Source organism: Rhizobium sp. WW_1 (assembly GCF_003610155.1).
Classification (GTDB): Bacteria; Pseudomonadota; Alphaproteobacteria; order Rhizobiales; family Rhizobiaceae; genus Rhizobium; species Rhizobium tropici_A.
In genome coordinates this window covers 482535-500129 of the sequence record NZ_RAIN01000005.1, presented here as the reverse complement: position 1 = coordinate 500129, position 17595 = coordinate 482535, and the positions used below count along the sequence as shown (strand labels likewise).

At 60.8% G+C, this 17595-nt stretch carries 17 protein-coding genes; 10 read left to right on the top strand and 7 right to left on the bottom strand.

Annotated features, from left to right (window positions below):
- Window positions 1–83 precede the first annotated feature (83 nt).
- The 3 genes from BJ928_RS18010 to BJ928_RS18000 are packed head-to-tail and all read left to right on the top strand — an operon-like array spanning window position 84 to window position 2735.
- Window positions 84–902, top strand: a complete 819-nt coding sequence (locus BJ928_RS18010) for an ABC transporter ATP-binding protein (RefSeq protein ID WP_120296593.1) — start codon at window positions 84–86, stop codon at window positions 900–902.
- Window positions 899–1669: an ABC transporter permease gene (locus BJ928_RS18005; RefSeq protein WP_047635366.1), complete on the top strand. Its 771-nt coding sequence runs from the start codon at window positions 899–901 to the stop codon at window positions 1667–1669. Before BJ928_RS18010 ends, BJ928_RS18005 begins: the two co-directional genes overlap by 4 nt.
- Before the next feature lie 34 nt (window positions 1670–1703).
- Window positions 1704–2735, top strand: coding sequence for an ABC transporter substrate-binding protein (locus tag BJ928_RS18000; protein ID WP_047635364.1), 1032 nt, complete (start codon window positions 1704–1706; stop codon window positions 2733–2735).
- Between the two features lie 112 nt (window positions 2736–2847).
- On the opposite strand, the gene BJ928_RS17995 is transcribed toward BJ928_RS18000, so the two are convergent.
- Entirely contained in the window at window positions 2848–4398 is a 1551-nt protein-coding gene (locus BJ928_RS17995) for a winged helix-turn-helix domain-containing tetratricopeptide repeat protein (RefSeq protein WP_047635363.1), read from the bottom strand.
- Between the two features lie 180 nt (window positions 4399–4578).
- On the opposite strand from BJ928_RS17995, the gene BJ928_RS17990 reads away from it, so the two are divergent.
- Together BJ928_RS17990 and BJ928_RS17985 are read left to right on the top strand one after the other, a co-directional pair.
- A complete protein-coding gene (locus BJ928_RS17990; protein ID WP_047635362.1) occupies window positions 4579–5286 on the top strand; it encodes an alpha/beta hydrolase in 708 nt (235 codons plus the stop codon).
- Between the two features lie 439 nt (window positions 5287–5725).
- Window positions 5726–7018, top strand: coding sequence for an NCS2 family permease (locus tag BJ928_RS17985; RefSeq protein WP_047635361.1), 1293 nt, complete (start codon window positions 5726–5728; stop codon window positions 7016–7018).
- A gap of 259 nt (window positions 7019–7277) precedes the next feature.
- On the opposite strand, the gene BJ928_RS17980 is transcribed toward BJ928_RS17985, so the two are convergent.
- On the bottom strand, window positions 7278–8180 hold the full coding sequence (locus BJ928_RS17980) for an AraC family transcriptional regulator (protein WP_047635360.1): 903 nt from the start codon (window positions 8178–8180) through the stop codon (window positions 7278–7280).
- 92 nt (window positions 8181–8272) lie between these two features.
- On the opposite strand from BJ928_RS17980, the gene BJ928_RS17975 reads away from it, so the two are divergent.
- On the top strand, window positions 8273–9022 hold the full coding sequence (locus BJ928_RS17975) for an SDR family oxidoreductase (RefSeq protein WP_047635359.1): 750 nt from the start codon (window positions 8273–8275) through the stop codon (window positions 9020–9022).
- Window positions 9023–9380: 358 nt separating this feature from the next.
- Here BJ928_RS17975 and BJ928_RS17970 read toward each other — a convergent pair whose 3' ends face one another.
- Together BJ928_RS17970 and BJ928_RS17965 are read right to left on the bottom strand one after the other, a co-directional pair.
- Window positions 9381–9572, bottom strand: coding sequence for an SDR family oxidoreductase (locus BJ928_RS17970; protein ID WP_281024141.1), 192 nt, complete (start codon window positions 9570–9572; stop codon window positions 9381–9383).
- Between the two features lie 20 nt (window positions 9573–9592).
- The gene (locus BJ928_RS17965; RefSeq protein ID WP_047635357.1) at window positions 9593–10078 is read right to left on the bottom strand and encodes an ureidoglycolate lyase; all 486 of its coding nucleotides are present in this window, start codon (window positions 10076–10078) and stop codon (window positions 9593–9595) included.
- Between the two features lie 622 nt (window positions 10079–10700).
- On the opposite strand from BJ928_RS17965, the gene uraH reads away from it, so the two are divergent.
- From uraH to xdhC, 4 genes are read left to right on the top strand one after another with little or no spacing between them, the layout of a single operon-like run.
- Window positions 10701–11066: a hydroxyisourate hydrolase gene (uraH, locus tag BJ928_RS17960; RefSeq protein ID WP_047635356.1), complete on the top strand. Its 366-nt coding sequence runs from the start codon at window positions 10701–10703 to the stop codon at window positions 11064–11066.
- 3 nt (window positions 11067–11069) lie between these two features.
- A complete protein-coding gene (xdhA, locus tag BJ928_RS17955) occupies window positions 11070–12554 on the top strand; it encodes a xanthine dehydrogenase small subunit (protein ID WP_047635354.1) in 1485 nt (494 codons plus the stop codon).
- A gap of 2 nt (window positions 12555–12556) precedes the next feature.
- Window positions 12557–14911, top strand: a complete 2355-nt coding sequence (gene xdhB / locus BJ928_RS17950) for a xanthine dehydrogenase molybdopterin binding subunit (RefSeq protein ID WP_047635352.1) — start codon at window positions 12557–12559, stop codon at window positions 14909–14911.
- 4 nt (window positions 14912–14915) lie between these two features.
- Window positions 14916–15767 carry a xanthine dehydrogenase accessory protein XdhC gene (xdhC, locus tag BJ928_RS17945; protein ID WP_047635350.1) on the top strand — a complete coding sequence of 284 codons (852 nt, stop codon included), beginning with the start codon at window positions 14916–14918 and terminating at the stop codon, window positions 15765–15767.
- Here the strand turns inward: xdhC and BJ928_RS17940 are convergent.
- The 3 genes from BJ928_RS17940 to BJ928_RS17930 all read right to left on the bottom strand — a co-directional run bounded on the left by BJ928_RS17940 (window position 15757) and on the right by BJ928_RS17930 (window position 17472).
- A complete protein-coding gene (locus BJ928_RS17940) occupies window positions 15757–16197 on the bottom strand; it encodes a type II toxin-antitoxin system VapC family toxin (protein WP_047635349.1) in 441 nt (146 codons plus the stop codon). The genes xdhC and BJ928_RS17940 overlap by 11 nt on opposite strands.
- A 2-nt stretch (window positions 16198–16199) precedes the next feature.
- Entirely contained in the window at window positions 16200–16451 is a 252-nt protein-coding gene (locus BJ928_RS17935; RefSeq protein ID WP_047635348.1) for a type II toxin-antitoxin system Phd/YefM family antitoxin, read from the bottom strand.
- 82 nt (window positions 16452–16533) lie between these two features.
- Complete coding sequence (locus BJ928_RS17930) at window positions 16534–17472, bottom strand: LysR family transcriptional regulator (protein WP_047635346.1); 939 nt, start codon at window positions 17470–17472, stop codon at window positions 16534–16536.
- Window positions 17473–17595: the final 123 nt, after the last annotated feature.

Sequence of the window (17595 nt, the reverse complement as noted above, 5' to 3'; positions counted from 1 at the left end):
GCGGCGTTTGATCTGTTGACCAGAAATGACAATACCTGACGTCCGGCGCAGTCGGCGGGATGGCCGGGAGGAAGCAGCAGGGCATGACAATGGAGGCTGTGCGGGCGGTCAGCCTGAAACAGGTGGCGATTTCGTTTGAAATGGCCGGCAAGACGCGGTTCGATGCCGTCGCGGCAACCGATCTCAATGTGGACGCGCATGAGTTCGTCGCTATCGTCGGCCCGACGGGCTGCGGCAAATCCACGCTTTTGAATGCAGCGGCCGGGCTTTTAACGCCGATGTCCGGGACCGTCGAGATTTTCGGTCAGCCGCTGAAGTCGCTCAATCGTCAGGCGGGCTATCTCTTCCAGCAGGATTCGTTGATGCCCTGGAAGACCGTGCTTGAGAATGTCGCCATCGGTCTTGAGATTTCCGGAGTGAGCCAGTCCGATGCAAGGAAGAGCGCCCGTGAATGGCTGGCTCGTGTCGGCCTTGCCGCCTTTGCGGATCGCTTTCCGCGCATGCTCTCGGGCGGCCAGCGCAAGCGTGTCGGTCTTGCGCAGGTGCTGATCCGCAATCCCAAGCTGCTCCTGATGGACGAACCCTTCGGCCCACTCGATGCACAGACCCGCCTGATCATGGGCGACCTGCTGCTCAAGCTCTGGTCGGAAGACCGCAAGGCCGTCATGTTCGTCACGCACGATCTCGACGAGGCAATTGCTCTTGCTGATCGTGTGGTCATCATGTCGGCCGGTCCGAAGTCGCGCATCATCGGCGACTTCAAAGTTCGTCTGGAGCGCCCTCGGGAGATCGGGGAGATCCGACACGATCCGGTCTTCAACCAATTGCATCGTGACATCTGGCAGGCATTGCGCGATGAGGTCATGACGGCCTACCGCCAGAGCAGCGGAGAGACCGCATGAACCGCACTCTCCTCCTCTCGCTGCAGATCCTGGTGGCGCTGGTCATCCTCGTCCTTTGGCATCTGGCAACGAACACCGGTCTTTTCGGTAATCCGAAGACCATATCCTTCTTCTTTGCCGACCCTCTCAAGGTCGCGCAGCGCGTCATCCAATGGTTCGTAAGCGGCTCGATCTGGTATCATCTCTGGATCACCCTGTCGGAATCGATCCTGGCCTTTCTGCTCGGTGCCTTCGGCGGCATCGTCTTCGGCTTCTGGTTTGCACGCCGACCCTTGATCGCAGCCGTCTTCGATCCCTATGTGAAGGCCGCAAACGCCCTGCCCCGCGTCGTGCTGGCACCCATTTTCGCATTGTGGTTCGGCCTCGGCATCTGGTCCAAGGTGGCGCTCGGCATCACGCTGGTCTTCTTCATCGTCTTTTTCAACGTTTATCAGGGCGTCAAGGAAGTCAGCCAGCCGGTTTTGTCCAACGCCCGCATGCTTGGCATGAACGAGCGGCAGTTGCTGCGACACGTTTACCTGCCCTCGGCGCTTTCCTGGGTGTTTTCCAGTCTGCATACGTCGGTGGGCTTTGCGGTGGTCGGCGCCGTCGTCGGCGAATATCTGGGTTCGGCCGCCGGGCTTGGTTACCTGATCCAGCAGGCCGAGGGTGTATTCGACGTGACGGGCGTCTTTGCGGGCATGGCGGTTCTGACGGCCTTTGTCCTGCTCGTGGATTGGGTGATGACAATAATCGAACGACGCCTGCTGGCCTGGCGCGGCCAGTAGTTCAAGAAACAACAGAGACGTGGAGGACAAGCACATGGAACGCAGGACGTTTTTGATCGGAACAGCGAGTTTCGGCATCGGCGCATCGCTGGCTGGCATCGTGACGGCCGCAGCACAGGATGCGAAACCGGAAAAGCCCGATCTGTTGATCGGCGTCGGCGGCAAGCCGCTGCTCTACTACCTGCCGCTGACGATCGCTGAGCGAAAGGGCTTCTTCAAGGAGGAGGGTCTGAATGTCACCATCAACGATTTTGCCGGCGGCTCGAAGTCGCTGGAAGGCCTGATCGGCGGCTCGCTCGATGTCGTAACCGGCGCCTATGAGCATACGATCCGCATGCAAAACAAGGGCCAGGATATCGTCGGGATTTGCAATCTCGGCCGCTTCCCCGGCATCGTCATCGCCGTGCGCAAGGATCTGGCCGGCGAGATCAAGTCGATGGCCGACATGAAGGGCCGCAAGATCGGCGTGACCGCGCCGGGATCGTCAACCGCGCTGATGTTCCAATACGCCATGCTCAAGAACGGGCTGAAGACTGACGATGCCTCGCTGATCGGTGTAGGAGGCGGCGCCGGCGCGGTTGCCGCCGTCAAAAGCGGCCAGATCGACGGGCTCTCCCATCTCGATCCTGTCATTGCGCAGCTGCAATATGACGGCGACATCACCGTTCTTCTGGATACGCGCACCGAAGCCGGCACGCGCGCCCTTTTCGGCGGTCCAAACCCAGCCGCAACGGTCTACATCAAGCGCGAGTTTGCCAAGGCGAATCCGATCACGACGCAGAAGACGGTCAATGCCTTCATGAAGGCGCTGAAATGGATCTCGACGGCAAGTCCGGAAGATGTCGCCGGCGTCGTTCCGGAAGAATATCTGCTCGGCAACCGCGATCTCTACATGCAGGCCTTCAAAAATTCCAAGGAGATGTATTCTCCGGACGGCATGGTCACGGTGGAAGGCTATAATTCCATGATGGGCGTGCTGAAGACGCTCGATCCGGATCTCGCCAATGCCGATGTACCCTTCGACAAAACGTTCGATCCGACCTTTGCCAAGGCTGCAAAAACCTGATTGAGGCGGTTGGCGTGTCCGGCAGGTGGCTGGGTGCGCTTTACCCCAACCAACGCCAGAGTGCTCGAAGCGAAGCGGTTTGATCTATTAAGCCGAGACCAACGGAGCGCCACTATTCCGGCAGGCCCGCCGATCGAAGCGCCTCCACGACAGTATCGGCTATGGCCGGCGCAATGCCGACGGCAGCAGACCACCGTCCAATGGTGAAGCCCGGATCGAGCGCCAGCAATCGCTCGCCGGAAACTCTTGCCTCATCGATCCGCCCGAGCTTGGCGAGCGGCGCGGCAAGCCATCCGTGCAGAATGCTGAAGCCCGGGTTTAATTGAACCGCCCGCCGGCCGGCTGCGATCGCTTCCTCATGCCGCCCGAGCAGGAAGTTGCCGAAACCGATGATGCCCTGGGGAATGCAGCTCATCGCATCGAGCGGACTGAGCCGCATTGCGTGCCCGCCCCATGCGATCGCACGCTCTACGTCGCCGCCATAGGCGACGGGCACGCATCCAAAGGCATAAACGAAGGCACAGGAAGCGCTCAGCGCCAGAGCCCGCTCGAATGCTTCGTCGGCCAGTCTTCGGTCTTGCGCCAGCAAGCCGATGGAAAAGCCGGCGAGAGCAAGCGCCATCGCATCGCTTTGGCCGTGTTCGATTGCCGCAAGCGCGTGACGGATCGATTTCTCACGGTTTTCCGCGCACATGCCACCGCGCACGAAAAGGCTCTGATGAGCCCAGGAGGCAAAGCCATGTGCCAGCGCGTAGCCGGGCTCGATGGCAAGCGCCTGCTCCAATAACGGCAAGCCCGCGGCGGCATCGTCCGGCATGAAAGTGTAGATCTGGGGCATGGCGCGAAGCAGGAGGTCGTAGGCATAGACATTGTCGGGCCGTTTGCGCCTCACCCGCTCGATCTCGGCGCGGCGCACGCTGGGCTCGATGGCGGCAACGACACTGACCGTAATCTCATCCTGCAGCGCGAATACGTCCGTGAGGTCGCGATCATAGCGTTCGGCCCAGAGATGGCTGCCGTCGGCCGCGTCGATGAGCTGGCCGGTGATGCGCACGCGGTTGCCGGCCTTGCGCACACTGCCTTCAAGCACATAGCGCACGCCGAGATCGCGCCCGACCTGCGTCACGTCGACGGCGCGGCCCTTGTAGGTGAAGCTCGAATTGCGGGCAATGACGAAGAGCCATTTGATGCGCGACAGGCCGGTGATGATATCCTCGACCATGCCGTCGGCGAAGTAATCCTGCTCAGGGTCGCCACTCATATTGTCGAAGGGCAGCACGGCGATCGATGGCCTGTCTGGCAGGCTCAACCCTTGCGGGGCCTTTTCCATTGCCATTGGCGTTGATGCGCCCTGCTCCTCGCGCACCGTCCCGACGAAGCGAATGCCCTTGCGCATGATCGTGCGGACGAGCCGCTGTTCGTCGCCATTGTCTCTAAGCGCGCTGCGCACGCCGTTGATGCGGCTGCTGAGCGTGGCATCGGAAACGATGCGCCCCTGCCAAACCGCTTCCACGATGTCGTCCTTGCTGACGACACGATCGCGATTGCTGACGAGATAACATAAGAGATCGAACACCTGTGGCTCGATACGAAGCAATTCGCTGCCGCGCCGCAATTCGCGCCTGTCCTGATCGAGTGCGAAATCCTCAAAATGATACAGCAAGTTGGATGTTCCGGTATCAGGCCGCTATCGGCGCGTTCAGCTACCGTAACAATGTCACAAAGCAAAATCAAAGCCATCTAAAGGCAAAATCACACCCCTCTGAAGGTCGTCTCAAAGCGTCTCCCGCCGCATTCGCTCATAGTGAGATCGTCAACAACGCAACTCCAAAGGAGAACTCAAATGTCGAATGCTTCGGAAAATGCAGCAATCAAGTCCGTCGTTCTCGTCCATGGCGGCTTCGTCGATGGTTCAGGATGGGAAAGCGTCTACAATCTCCTGAAGAAGGACGGCTACGAGGTCATCGTGGCGCAGAACCCAACCACCTCGCTCGCAGACGACGTTGCCGTTACCAAGCGCGCGATTGCATCGGCTTCCGGTGATGTCATCCTTGTCGGCCACTCCTATGGCGGCGCCGTCATCACCGAATCCGGCACCGACCCGAAAGTGGCGGGACTGGTCTACATCACCGCCTTTGCGCCGGATCGTGATGAATCGGTTGCCACGCTCATCTCCAATCCGCAGCCCGGCGATCCCGTACCGCCGATCCTGCCCCCAGTCGACGGCTTCCTCTTCCTTGATCCAACGAAGTTCGCCGCTTCCTTCGCCGCCGACGTTCGGCCAGACCTTGCCGCCTTCATGGGCGCTTCGCAGGTGCCGTGGGGCATCCCAGCCCTGGAAGGCAAGGTCACCGAGCCGGCCTGGAGAACAAAGCCGAGCTGGTATCTCGTCGCCACCGAAGACAAGATGATCCCGCCGGCTGCGCAGCGCGCCATGGCTGGCCGTGCCGAAGCCACTACGGCGGAAGCTGCCGGCAGCCATGCCATCTACGTATCCAATCCCGGCCCGGTCGCCGATATCATCAAGCAGGCAGCCGCCAAGGCCCGCTAACACCGAGTAATCCCTAACTGCGCGCAATGCCCGGGTACCGACAATCGGCACCCGGGCATTCCTTCCTCGGCCAAGACGGCGATCACGGTTTCGCCATCCAGCGGAAATTGATTGGCTTTGTCACCTTGTCGCTATAAATATCGTACATATCTCTCTTGTGAGACCGGCAGCGTTTGACGGCTGCGCTGTGCCGAGCGACAGATTTCGCCGCAAGCCGTGTCTCAAAAGACCGGCAGCAATTCGCGCAGAAATAGCTTGAAAAATTAGAATGTCTTTCGCGAATTGCAGGGAAATCCGGCTCTAGCGCGCGAAGCCAAGAAAAGCGCACAATCCCCCCTCGCCACGAAGCGTTGAAAGCCGCTTCTCGCGGCCCGCATCCGGAGGAGATGCTGGCAAGCCCCATGATTTCACGAGCGTCGGGAACGCTTAGGGAGGAACAATGCTTGAACGACTTTTTAAACTGAGTGAACACGGCACGTCCGTGCGCACCGAGCTCATCGCAGGCGTGACGACGTTCCTGACGATGTCCTACATCATCTTCGTCAATCCGGATATTCTGTCGACGACAGGCATGGATCGCAACGCCGTCTTCGTTGCGACCTGTCTCGCAGCTGCATTGGGCTCGATCGTCATGGGCTTTGTCGCCAATTGGCCGATCGGGATGGCGCCGGGCATGGGGCTCAATGCCTTCTTTGCCTTCACCGTCGTCTCAGCCCTCGGCTTTACCTGGCAACAGGCGCTTGGCGCGGTCTTCATTTCTGGTTGCATCTTCGTCCTCTTGACGGTGACCGGCGTCCGCAGTTGGTTGATCGCCGGTATACCGCATTCGCTCAGAAGCGCGATCGCAGCTGGTATCGGTCTCTTCCTGGCGATCATCGCGCTTAAGAGCGCGGGCATCGTCGTCGCCAACAAGGCGACACTCGTCGGCCTCGGGGATCTGAAGCAGACCGGTCCGCTCCTCGCAATCCTCGGCTTCTTCATCATCGCCACTCTCGATGCGTTGAAGGTCAGGGGCTCCATCCTGATCGGCATTCTCGCGGTCACCGTTCTTTCCTGGATCTTCGGCGTCAGCCAGTTCCACGGTATCGTTTCGGCGCCGCCATCGATCATGCCGACCTTCCTGCAGCTCGATATCGTCGGCGCTCTGCATGGCGGCCTCGTCCATATCATCCTGGTCTTCGTGCTCGTTGAAGTCTTCGACGCCACCGGGACGCTGATCGGTATCGCCAAGCGCGCGAACCTTATTCAGGAAGGAAAGCCGAACCGGTTGAGCAGGGCTCTGCTTGCCGACAGTGCCGCCATTGTCGCTGGTTCGCTGATGGGAACCAGCAGCACGACCGCCTTCGTCGAAAGCGCTTCAGGCGTCCAGGCTGGCGGCCGTACCGGTCTGACGGCAATTACGATCGCAGCCCTCTTCATCGCAGCTCTGTTCTTCTCACCGCTTGCTGCTTCAGTTCCTGCCTACGCAACGGCTCCGGCGCTGCTTTACGTCGCCGGACTGATGATGCGCGAGCTGACCGAGATCGAATGGGATGATCTGACCGAGGCGGCGCCAGCGGCAATCACGGCGCTTGCAATGCCCTTCACCTACTCGATCGCCAACGGCCTTGCCTTTGGCTTCATCACCTATGTCGCCGTAAAAATCTTCACCGGCCGTTGGTCGATGCTGCATCCGGCAACGCAGATCGTCGCTGCCCTGTTCGTTGTGCGCTTCGCCTTTTTCGCGGACTAGAGCAACCCAGGAAAAGTGCGCAGCGGGTTTTCCGTCCGGAATTGCTGGATAATAATGAGACAGAGCGGTTCAGAGTTTTCGTGAAAGCTGAACCGCTCCAGCAGCGAGGGATAAACGCAAGACCGGGTCATTCGCTGGAGTGACCCGGTCTTCTTGCGTTTTGGGTACAGAGGAAAACGGGAACATGTCTTTGCAAAAGAAGGGGCGTCGCCATCCAGGCTGTGCGTAAATCATCCCCCGTGAGTCGGGCCAGCGGCGGCTAAGCGACGCCCTGTCGTGCAAATCGGCCCGGCGGACAGCCTAGGCGCTTGCGAAACGCCGTGCTGAAGGCGCTGGCTGATTCATAGCCGATCTCGTCGGCGATCCGGTCCAGCGACTTTGCTCCCCTAATCAGCGCCTCCTTTGCAAGCGCCATACGCCAGCCCGCCAGATATTCAATGGGCGCGCAGCCCATAACCTCACCAAAGCGGGCCGAGAACGCTGACCGCGACATGCCGCTGATGCCGGCAAGCTCGGCAACCGTCCAACTGGCGCGCACATCCGCGTGGATGGCATGGAGGGCGCGCGAGAGCGCCGGGTCGCGCATGCCATTCAACAGCCCCGCAACCGCTCCATCCTTTCCGACGCTCCTCCAGCGCAGCGCCTCGATGAGCAACGCTTCCAGCATCCGCTGCAGGATAAGATCCTTGCCCGGGTAATCGGCGGCGCACTCCTCGGTGAGCAGTTCGATTAGACGACCAAAACGCGTGGCTTTGCCCTCCGACGCGGGAACATGGATGCGTCCAGGCAGGAGTGAGAGAAGAAGCGGCGCATTCACACGCTCGAACGCGAAACTGCCGCCAAGCGCCATGAAATCGGGGTCGCCTTCCTTTTCACCGTGGCGAACAGCCTCGGCACGCGGTTCGACAGGATCGCACCGCACGCCCGGCTCGCTGCTCAGCGAGAAGGCCGGGGTTGTCGGCAGCAACAGGAAATCGCCGGGCGCCAGACGTAGCGGCTCTTCCTTATCGAAGGTCAGCCAAGCCTCGCCGGAGAGGACGATGGTGAAGCCCGGTGAATCGTAGGATGCATATCGAACGCCCCATGCCCCCTTGCCGGAGATGGGCTTCGAGACGGCTGCGTTCGGACGCAGCAGGGCAATGATGTCACTCAGGGGATCCACCTGGACGATCCATAATTAAATACGTACTATTGATTATAGATCGTATCACCGTGTCTGTCTATCTCTTGGTCCATCGAAACAAGGAGACAGACATGACCAAAACCATCCTCATCACCGGAACCTCGTCGGGCTATGGCAAGGCCATCGCCGAGCATTTCCTGGCACAGGGCTGGAACGTGATCGCCACGATGCGGCAGCCCGAAGCGGCCGACTTTGCTGGTGATACCAGCCGTCTGCAGGTTCTGCCGCTCGACGTCACCGACGCAGCGAGCATAGCGGCGCTGATTGAAACTGCTGGCCCTATAGATGTGCTGGTGAACAACGCTGGCATTGGCGCGGTCGGAGTGTTCGAGGTGACGCCGATGTCGCTGGTACGACAGTTGCTTGAGACCAACACGATCGGCGTGATGGCGATGTGCCAAGCGGTCATCCCGCAGATGCGCGCGCGCCGATCGGGCATCATCGTCAATGTGACGTCCAGCGTCACGCTCGGCGCTTTCCCGCTTGCCGCTGCATACACAGCGAGCAAGCAGGCGATCCAGGGCTTCACAGGCTCGCTTGCCCATGAGCTCGCCCATTTTGCTATCTCGGTGAAGCTGGTCGAGCCCGGCTACGCCCCCACCACTAACTTCAGCGCGAACGCCATCATTCCGTTCGACCAGCTGCTCCCGGGCGAGTACGCCGATTTCGCCAAGCCAATCATGGAAGGCTTTGCTGCGCCAGCGCTGACCACCCGAGAGAACGATGTCACCGAAGGCGTCTGGAACGCCGTGCATGATGCAAGCGGTCGGCTTCGATTTCCCGCGGGGCCTGATGCCGTAGCGCTCGCGCAAGCGCGCTGACGGCCGCCCTATGCCGCGTCTCGGGACGGCATGGAACTATAGTCTCCGTGCCTGTCCCGCCCGCCCATAGAACTGGCGGCCGTGAGAAATCCGCTAGTCGGGCTCAAGAACAATATGAAAGGCGCCAGCGGGTCGGCTGCGAGATGGGACACGACGTTTCCAGGGGCTCCTCGGACTCGTTCCCGGGAGGTCGGGTCAGCTTGTCTGACTTGTCCGGAAAGGCGAAGTTCCGCCAGGTTCACGGCTGACAGGGTCTACGCTTTCCAGGGGGAAGCCTTCCTCCTGCGGCCGAGCCTCAAGTCTCGGTCGCCCCCTTCTGCGCGAGACCCCAAGGCTAAAACTCGCGGAGGGAGCCCCCTTAAGCGGTTGGAACGGTCCTGCCGTCGATGACATATTCGGTACCGGTTATGGCTGCAGCGCGCGGGGATGCCAGGAATGTTATCAGATCGGCGATCTGTGTCGTCTGACCCGTTCGGCCCCTTCGGGCTAATTCTCCCACCATGTCGTCGAGAGTTTTGGCACAGCCTGCATCGCAGCGCCCCTCGTGTATCTGAACCGATCGAGATCCCCTCAGCGGACCAGGAACGGCTCTCCGTAGAAATGTTCCTCGAGATTGATGCCCTTGCCGCCGCGGTCGACGACGATGAAGTCGGAGACGCCGTCAAGCGGCGTCAGGATACCGTGCCAGACATTGCGCCAGATATTGACGCCCTGCCCGGGCTGGGTGCGGAAGGCCACGGGTTCGCTCGGCCCATTGTTCGTTTCGTGCGCCGCAACGACGAGGAACGGATGAGGAGACAACGGAACGAACGCCTGGCTGCCGAGAGGATGCCGCTCCACCATCTTTAGTTCCAACGGCAGCGCATAGGGTTCGCCGCGCAACCAGCTGATCATCGTTCGCGCCTCCTCACCAATCGCTTCGACCTTTGCGAGGTCGTGATAACGAATGCATTTGCCGGCATTGATGGGATAGCTTTGTGCGCCCTCCATTTCGATCACATCGCCGAAAAGGGCGAATGCGGCTCTGGTCAGCGGCTGAATCTCGATTACTTTCATCCATGGTCTCCCGTTTTCATTCCTTGAAGTCACCTCAGTTTCGATTGGCGATTGGCGACAGGTGTCGTGAAATTCGATCCGCGACCTATGGCATAGGCAGCCGTGCTCACCCCGAGGCGTCAATTGCGCTCTGTCCGACCGGCACGTCTTGTCATTTCCGTAAGATGATCTTTACGGATACTCACTCTGAGGTCGTAAGGCCCATTCTCGGCTATTGCCGCCAGCGCATGGTCGACAGGCAAATCGAGTGTCGCGGGTCAATTCTCGCGGTACAGGACAGACGGACGCGCAAACCCGAATTGTGGGCGACAAGGCCGGCAAAAGCCTGGCGCAAGTTGACCGGCGGTTCTCGTCGCCTCTTTATCATTCAGGGCAGATTTCTATGCCGAAGCCTGTTTCACCTTGTCGGCGAAGCGCCAAAGGCGTCGGCCGTGTCCAAACATGTAGCGTCGATATCGCATGAAACGTTCCTCCAAACGTTTTCGATACCCTAATGTCTAACCGCAAATCGCGCACGCCATTCCCCTTGGAAAATTTGAAAGTCTCGAACGATACCACCGCTTTTCTGAGGTATAGGCTTGGCGGATAGTAGAGGCAGGAGTGCTAGGTTCGGGAGAAAAGCATGCAGCCTCATTCGCCAGGAGCCGGCCGGCTCACGACCCACGTGCTGGACACGGCGCTCGGCAAGCCCGCCGAGGGTCTGCGCATCGATCTATACCGGATCGACGGCGAGGCATTGCACCTCCTGAAGTCCACCAAAACCAACGATGACGGCCGATGCGATGCGCCGCTATTGTCCGGCGAAACCATGCGGGTCGGCACCTACGAGCTGCGCTTCCATGCGGGTGACTATCTCGGTCGCTCCGGCGATGCTCCCATGTTTCTGGATATTGTTCCGATCCGCTTCGGCCTCGCCGACGAGAGTGCGCATTACCATGTCCCGCTGCTGCTCTCGCCCTACAGCTATTCCACCTATCGCGGGAGCTGAACGATGACGGTCGCTGCAATCCGTTCCGAACTGCATTTCATTTTGAACGGCGAGGACGTTGCCCTCCGCGATGTCGCGCCGGACCAGACGCTGCTCGACTGGCTGCGGCTTTCCCGCTTGTTGAAGGGCACCAAGGAAGGCTGCGCCGAGGGAGACTGCGGCGCCTGCACAGTGCTCGTGGGACGGCTGACGCCGTCCGGCGGCCTCGTCTATGAAGGCGTCAATGCCTGCATCCGCTTTCTCGGTTCCCTCGACGGCTGCCATGTCGTTACTGTCGAGCATCTGGCGACCGGCGAAGATCGCCTGCATCCGGTGCAGCAGGCGATGGTCGATTTTCACGGTTCGCAATGCGGTTTTTGCACGCCAGGTTTCGTCATGTCGCTCTACGGCTTGTGGATGCAGACGCCGAACCCGACGGACCAGCAGATCGAAACGGCGCTGCAGGGCAATCTCTGTCGCTGCACCGGCTACGAGCCGATCCTGCGCGCAGCCCGCTCGATTTCCAGTTATGGCGGAACGCAAGACGATCCTCTGCTTATCGAGCGTGAAACCATGATCGCGCGGCTGAAGGCTCTTGCCGACGGCGCGCGCGTCGAAATCGGAGAGGGGCGCCATCGGCTGATCGTGCCGGCCAACCTCGATGATTTCGCAGCCATTCTCGAAACCTCGCCGACGGCAACGGTAGTCGCCGGCTCGACGGACGTCGGACTCTGGGTCACCAAGCATATGCGCGACATCACACCGGTCGTCTTCATTGCCGGATTGCAAGAATTGAAGTCGATTGGGCTGAAAGACGGGGCCATCACGATCGGCGCCGGCGTCACCTATTCGGAAGCGATCACGACGCTCTCGCAACATATCCCGGCGCTTGGCCCGCTGATTACCCGCATCGGCGGTCAGCAGGTGCGCAACATGGGCACGATCGGCGGAAACATCGCCAATGGTTCGCCGATCGGCGACACGCCGCCGGCGTTGATCGCGCTCAACGCATCGCTGACCTTGCGCAAGGGCTCTGTCCGGCGCACCATTGCGCTCGAAGACTTCTTCATCGCCTATGGCAAGCAAGACCGACAGGCCGGCGAATTCGTAGAGGCCGTCCATATCCCGATCCCCGCCGCTGAGGAAAAATTCGCCATCTACAAGGTGACGAAACGCCGGGATGAGGATATCACGGCGACGCTTGGCGCTTTCCGTCTGGCGCTCTCGGCCGATGGCACCGTCGCGGAAATCCGGATCGCCTATGGCGGCATGGCGGCAACGCCGAAACGGGCCTTCGCCGTCGAAAAGGCGTTGCTCGGCCAGCCCTGGAACGAAAAGACCGTGGAGACGGCCATGGAAAGCTACGCCGAGGACTACGCGCCGCTGACCGATATGCGCGCCACCGCAGAATATCGAGCACTCGCGGCGAAGAACCTCCTGCTGCGTTTCTACCTGGAGACCACCTCCCATGCGGCACCGTCTCAGGTGTCCAGATATGAGGCCGCGTAACCATGAACAAGCACACGTCCGATCTCAAGGCTGAAACCATTGTCGGCGGAGTTCACACCAGCCCCCGCCATGATTCCGCGCACAAGCATGTCTCCGGTACTGCCGTCTATATCGATGACATCACCGAGCCGATGGGCACGCTGCATGCCGGCCTTGGCCTGTCGACCGTCGCGCACGGCATCCTGAAATCCGTCGATCTCGAAGCAGTCCGCATGGCTCCCGGCGTCATTGCGGTGCTCACCCATGAAGACGTGCCTGGCGTCAACGATATCTCTCCTTCCTATATGCACGACGATCCGGTGCTTGCGGCCGGCAAGGTCGAGTTTCATGGGCAACCGATCTTCTGCGTGATCGCCGAAACGCGCGAGCAGGCCCGCCGCGCCGCACGGTTGGCCAAAATCGAATATGAGGAACTGCCAGCCGATATCGACATCTGGGATCTCGACGTTTCGACCCACCGTCAGGTCGTCACCCCGCTGACGCTGAAGCGTGGCGAGGCTGCGGAAAATCTCGAGAGTGCGCCGCGCCGCGTCAAGGGCCGCATGCGGCTCGGCGGCCAGGACCATTTCTATCTCGAAGGCCAGGTCTCGCTTGCCGTGCCCGGCGAAGACGACGAGGTCGTCGTCTACTGCTCCACCCAAGGTCCAAGCGAGACGCAGCACATGGTCGCGCATGCGCTCGGCGTGCCGAGCAATGCTGTCACGATCGAAGTGCGCCGCATGGGCGGCGGCTTCGGCGGCAAGGAAACACAGGCCAACCAGTGCGCGGCGATCGCAGCCATCGCCGCCAAGAAGCTGAAGAGGGCCGTCAAAGTCCGGCTCGACCGTGACGAAGACATGGTCGCGACGGGCAAGCGGCATGATTTCGCCATCGACTACGATGTCGGCTTCGACGATGAAGGCCGTATCCTTGCGATCGACTATACCTTCGCGCTGCGTGCCGGCTTTTCCGCCGACCTCTCAGGCCCGGTCGGCGACCGCGCGCTGTTTCACTGCGATAATGCCTATTTCTTCCCGCATGTTCACGCAAAGTCGGCACCGCTCTATACCAATACCGTCTCCAACACGGCCTTTCGCGGCTTCGGCGGCCCGCAGGGCATGGTGGGCGCCGAACGTGTCATCGACGAGGTCGCCTTTGCCGTCGGCAAGGACCCGCTCGATATCCGCAAGCTGAATTTCTACGACGCGATGGGCGTCAAGGGTGAGCGCAACCTTACCCCCTATCACCAGAAGGTCGAAGACTGCATCATCCAGCGCATCGTCGCGGAACTGGAGGAAAGCGCCGATTATGCTGGACGCAGAAGGGCCATTTCCGAGTTCAATGCGGGAAGCCGCATCGTCAAGCGCGGCATCGCCCTAACGCCGGTCAAATTCGGCATCTCCTTCACCAAGACGGAGTCGAACCAGGCCGGCGCTCTGGTGCATGTCTATAGCGACGGCTCCGTGCATATGAACCATGGCGGCACCGAGATGGGCCAAGGCCTGCATCTGAAGGTGGCGCAGGTCGTGGCCGAGGAATTCCAGATCGACCTCGACCGGGTGAAGATCACCGCAACGACGACGGCCAAAGTGCCGAATACCTCGCCGACCGCCGCCTCCTCCGGCGCGGACCTGAATGGCATGGCGGCACAGAATGCCGCACGCCAGATCAAGGACCGGCTGATCGCCTTTGCGGCGGAAAGCCATCAGGTGCCGCGCGAACAGGTGGTGTTCCTGCCCAACCGCGTACGCATCGGCGATACCGAGATGTCCTTCTCCGATCTCATCAAGAAGGCCTATATGGCCCGCGTCCAGCTTTCGGCTGCCGGCTTCTACAAGACACCGAAGATCCATTGGGATCGCAAGGCTGGCCGCGGCCACGCCTTTTACTATTATGCCTATGGGGCTGCTTGCTCGGAAGTCTCCATCGACACGCTGACCGGCGAGTACATCGTCGAGCGAACCGACATCTTGCACGATACCGGCCGCTCCCTCAATAAAGCCATCGACATCGGCCAGATCGAGGGCGGCTTCATTCAAGGGATGGGTTGGCTGACGACGGAAGAGCTCTGGTGGGACGGCAAGGGGCGGCTCAGAACACATGCGCCGTCCACTTACAAGATCCCGCTTGCATCCGACCGCCCGAAGATTTTCAATGTAGCGCTGACCGACTGGTCGGAAGCCTATGAGCCGACGATCCATCGCTCCAAGGCGGTCGGTGAGCCACCGCTGCCGCTCGGCCTTGCCGTCCTGCATGCTCTTTCGGATGCGGTGGCGAGCGTCGCCGACCACAAAATCTGCCCGCGTCTCGACGCGCCGGCGACACCCGAACGGGTGCTGATGGCAATCGAGCGCCTCAAGGCCGCACGGAAGGAGTGAGGTCATGCCTGCCGCCCGTGAAGATATCCGGGATTTCCTGCGCCGCGAGCCGGCGTCGATACTGGTCGAGGTCACCGGGGTCGCGGGCTCGGCGCCGCGTGACACCGACGCCTGGATGCTGGTGTCCGAACGGGCGATCTTTGCGACCATCGGCGGCGGAACGCTCGAATATATGGCAATCGACCAGTCGCGCCGGGCACTGCGTTCCGGCCTTGCGGCGGAACCGATGAACGTGCCGCTCGGACCGGAGATCGGCCAATGCTGCGGCGGCCGGGTGGGTCTTGCCTTCACGGCGCTCAATTCAGAGCTTGCAAACGAGCTCGTCGCCCGCAGCGACCGGGAAATGGCGGCGCGGCCGCATGTCTATGTTTTCGGGGCGGGCCATGTCGGCGATGCGCTTGCCATGGCGCTGTCGCTCGCGCCGCTGCGTGTCGTGCTTGTCGATACGCGCGAAGAGGAACTGATTGCCTCCAATGTGCCGCGCATCGAGACTTGCCTGACCGCCATGCCGGAGGCCGTGGTGCGCGACGCGCCTGCTGGCAGCAGCTTCGTGATCCTCACCCATGACCACGCACTCGATTTCCTGATCACCGCCGAAGCGCTCAAGCGCGCGGATGCCGCCTATGTCGGCATGATCGGGTCCAAGACGAAGCGCGCCACCTTCCGCAACTGGCTGTCGCGCGAAACCGGCCAGGCGGACCTTTTCGAACGCCTGATCTGCCCGATCGGCGGGACGGCTGTGAAAGACAAACGCCCGGCCGTCATCGCAACGCTTGCCGCCGCCGAGATCATGACGGCGGCGCTGACCTGGACGGCCGCAGAGCAGCCAATCAAGGCAAAACCTGTTATCGGATAGCGGGCAACTGTTTCAGAGGATTGGCGAACGGCACGCCAAGCGGCTCGAAATGGCGCTCATTGGCCGTCAGAACCGTGAGGCCGTGCGCGGCGGCAGTCGCGGCAATGGCGATATCCTCGAAGCCAGGGTCGTGAGCACGCGCCCGGTCAAGTATCTGACCGGCCTGTCTCGCCTCTTCGAGGCCGAACGGCAGGATACGGCCGGCATAGAAATGCTCCACCGCCGCGAGCCAGCGTCGCAACTGCTCCGCTTTCGTCGTCGCCTCGATTCTCAGCGCTTTGGCGATGCCTGCCTCGATCTCGGCAATGGTGATTGCCGAGAGATAGAGCCGGTCGCTATTCGTACGCATCCAGCTCGCGAATGCGTCAACGCCGATGTGACGCTTGGTCGGCGCATTGGCCGACACGATATTGGTGTCCAGAAGATACAAGATCAGAAGCCGTCTTCACGCAACGAGCGTGCGGGCTTTCGCGATCGCTCGGGAATATCTGTTGCCTCGCCGGGAAAAGCCAAAAGCAGATCGGCAAAATCAGGCACTCTAGAAACACGCTGCCATTCCTCGAAGGAAACCAGCACGACTTCCTTTCGGCCATGACGGGTGATCACGGTCGGTTCACCGGCCACGGCTTGATCGACCACGGCCGAAAGCGTCGCCTTTGCATCCTTGAGCTGGATTTCCTTCATGTCGCCGCTCCATATGACTACCGGTAGTCATATATGTGTTCGCTGGCGTGATTCAAGGGGAGATCAACCTGTGACCTTCAAGTCACGAAGCTGTGGCCGCCGGCACGTCTTCAAGCAGTTTGCCGATGAGCCGCTGACAGCGCTCCGCCATGAAATCGATCATCAGCCGCACCTTCGGGTCCTGGAAACGCTTGTGGGGATAGATGGCGGCGAGCTGGATCGGTGCCGGTGGGCTCTCCTTCAGGATCTCCGTCAGCCTGCCGTCCTTCAGATAGGCCTTCACCTCGAACAACGGCTTGTTGATGATGCCGCGGTCTTCCAGTGCCCATTGGGTGAGCACGTCGCCGTCGTCGCTGTCATAGGGGCCGGCAACCTCGAATTTGCGCGGTCCTTCCGCCGTCATCAGCGTCCAGTAATATTCCTTCGATCCGGGATAGCGCAGCAAAAGACAGTCGTGTTTGTCGGCAATCAAGGCATCGGCATCCGCCGGCGCGCCGCGGCGCGCGAGATAGGCCGGAGAAGCGCAAAGCACACGTTCGCAGTTGAGGATGCCGCGCATGCGCAGGTTAGAATCTTCCAGCACCCCGAGCTTGAAGGCGACATCGACGCCTTCGGCCAGGATATCGACATTGTGGTCGGATAGGCGCACGCGCACCTCGATATCCGGGTACTTGTCGTGAAACTCCGGAATGCCAGAGGCGATCAACCGCCGGCCGATGCCGAGCGGCGCCGTGATTCTCAGCGACCCCTTCGGATTGCGTGAGAGATCGGCGATCGCCGCCTCCGCCTCATTGACAGCCTCGATAATCTTCACGGCCTTTTCGTAGAAGACGCGGCCGTGCTCCGTCGGCGACAGCTTACGCGTCGTGCGATTGAAGAGACGCACGCCCAGATGGCGCTCGAGCTCCTTGATACGATTGCTCGCAACCGCGGGCGTGACGCGCTGGTCGCGCCCCGCCGCAGAGAGAGTACCGAGTTCGACCACGCGAACGAAGACACGGACATTATCAAGATAGGACATGGTCTCTTTCTACCACATTGCCGTGCGGAGCAAAGCGGGGGTGATCTTATAGATTTTTTTGAAAGTGTTGGTGGATTAACCGGGATTTTCGAGAAAATCGAGCGATGGCAAACAATCCCATGA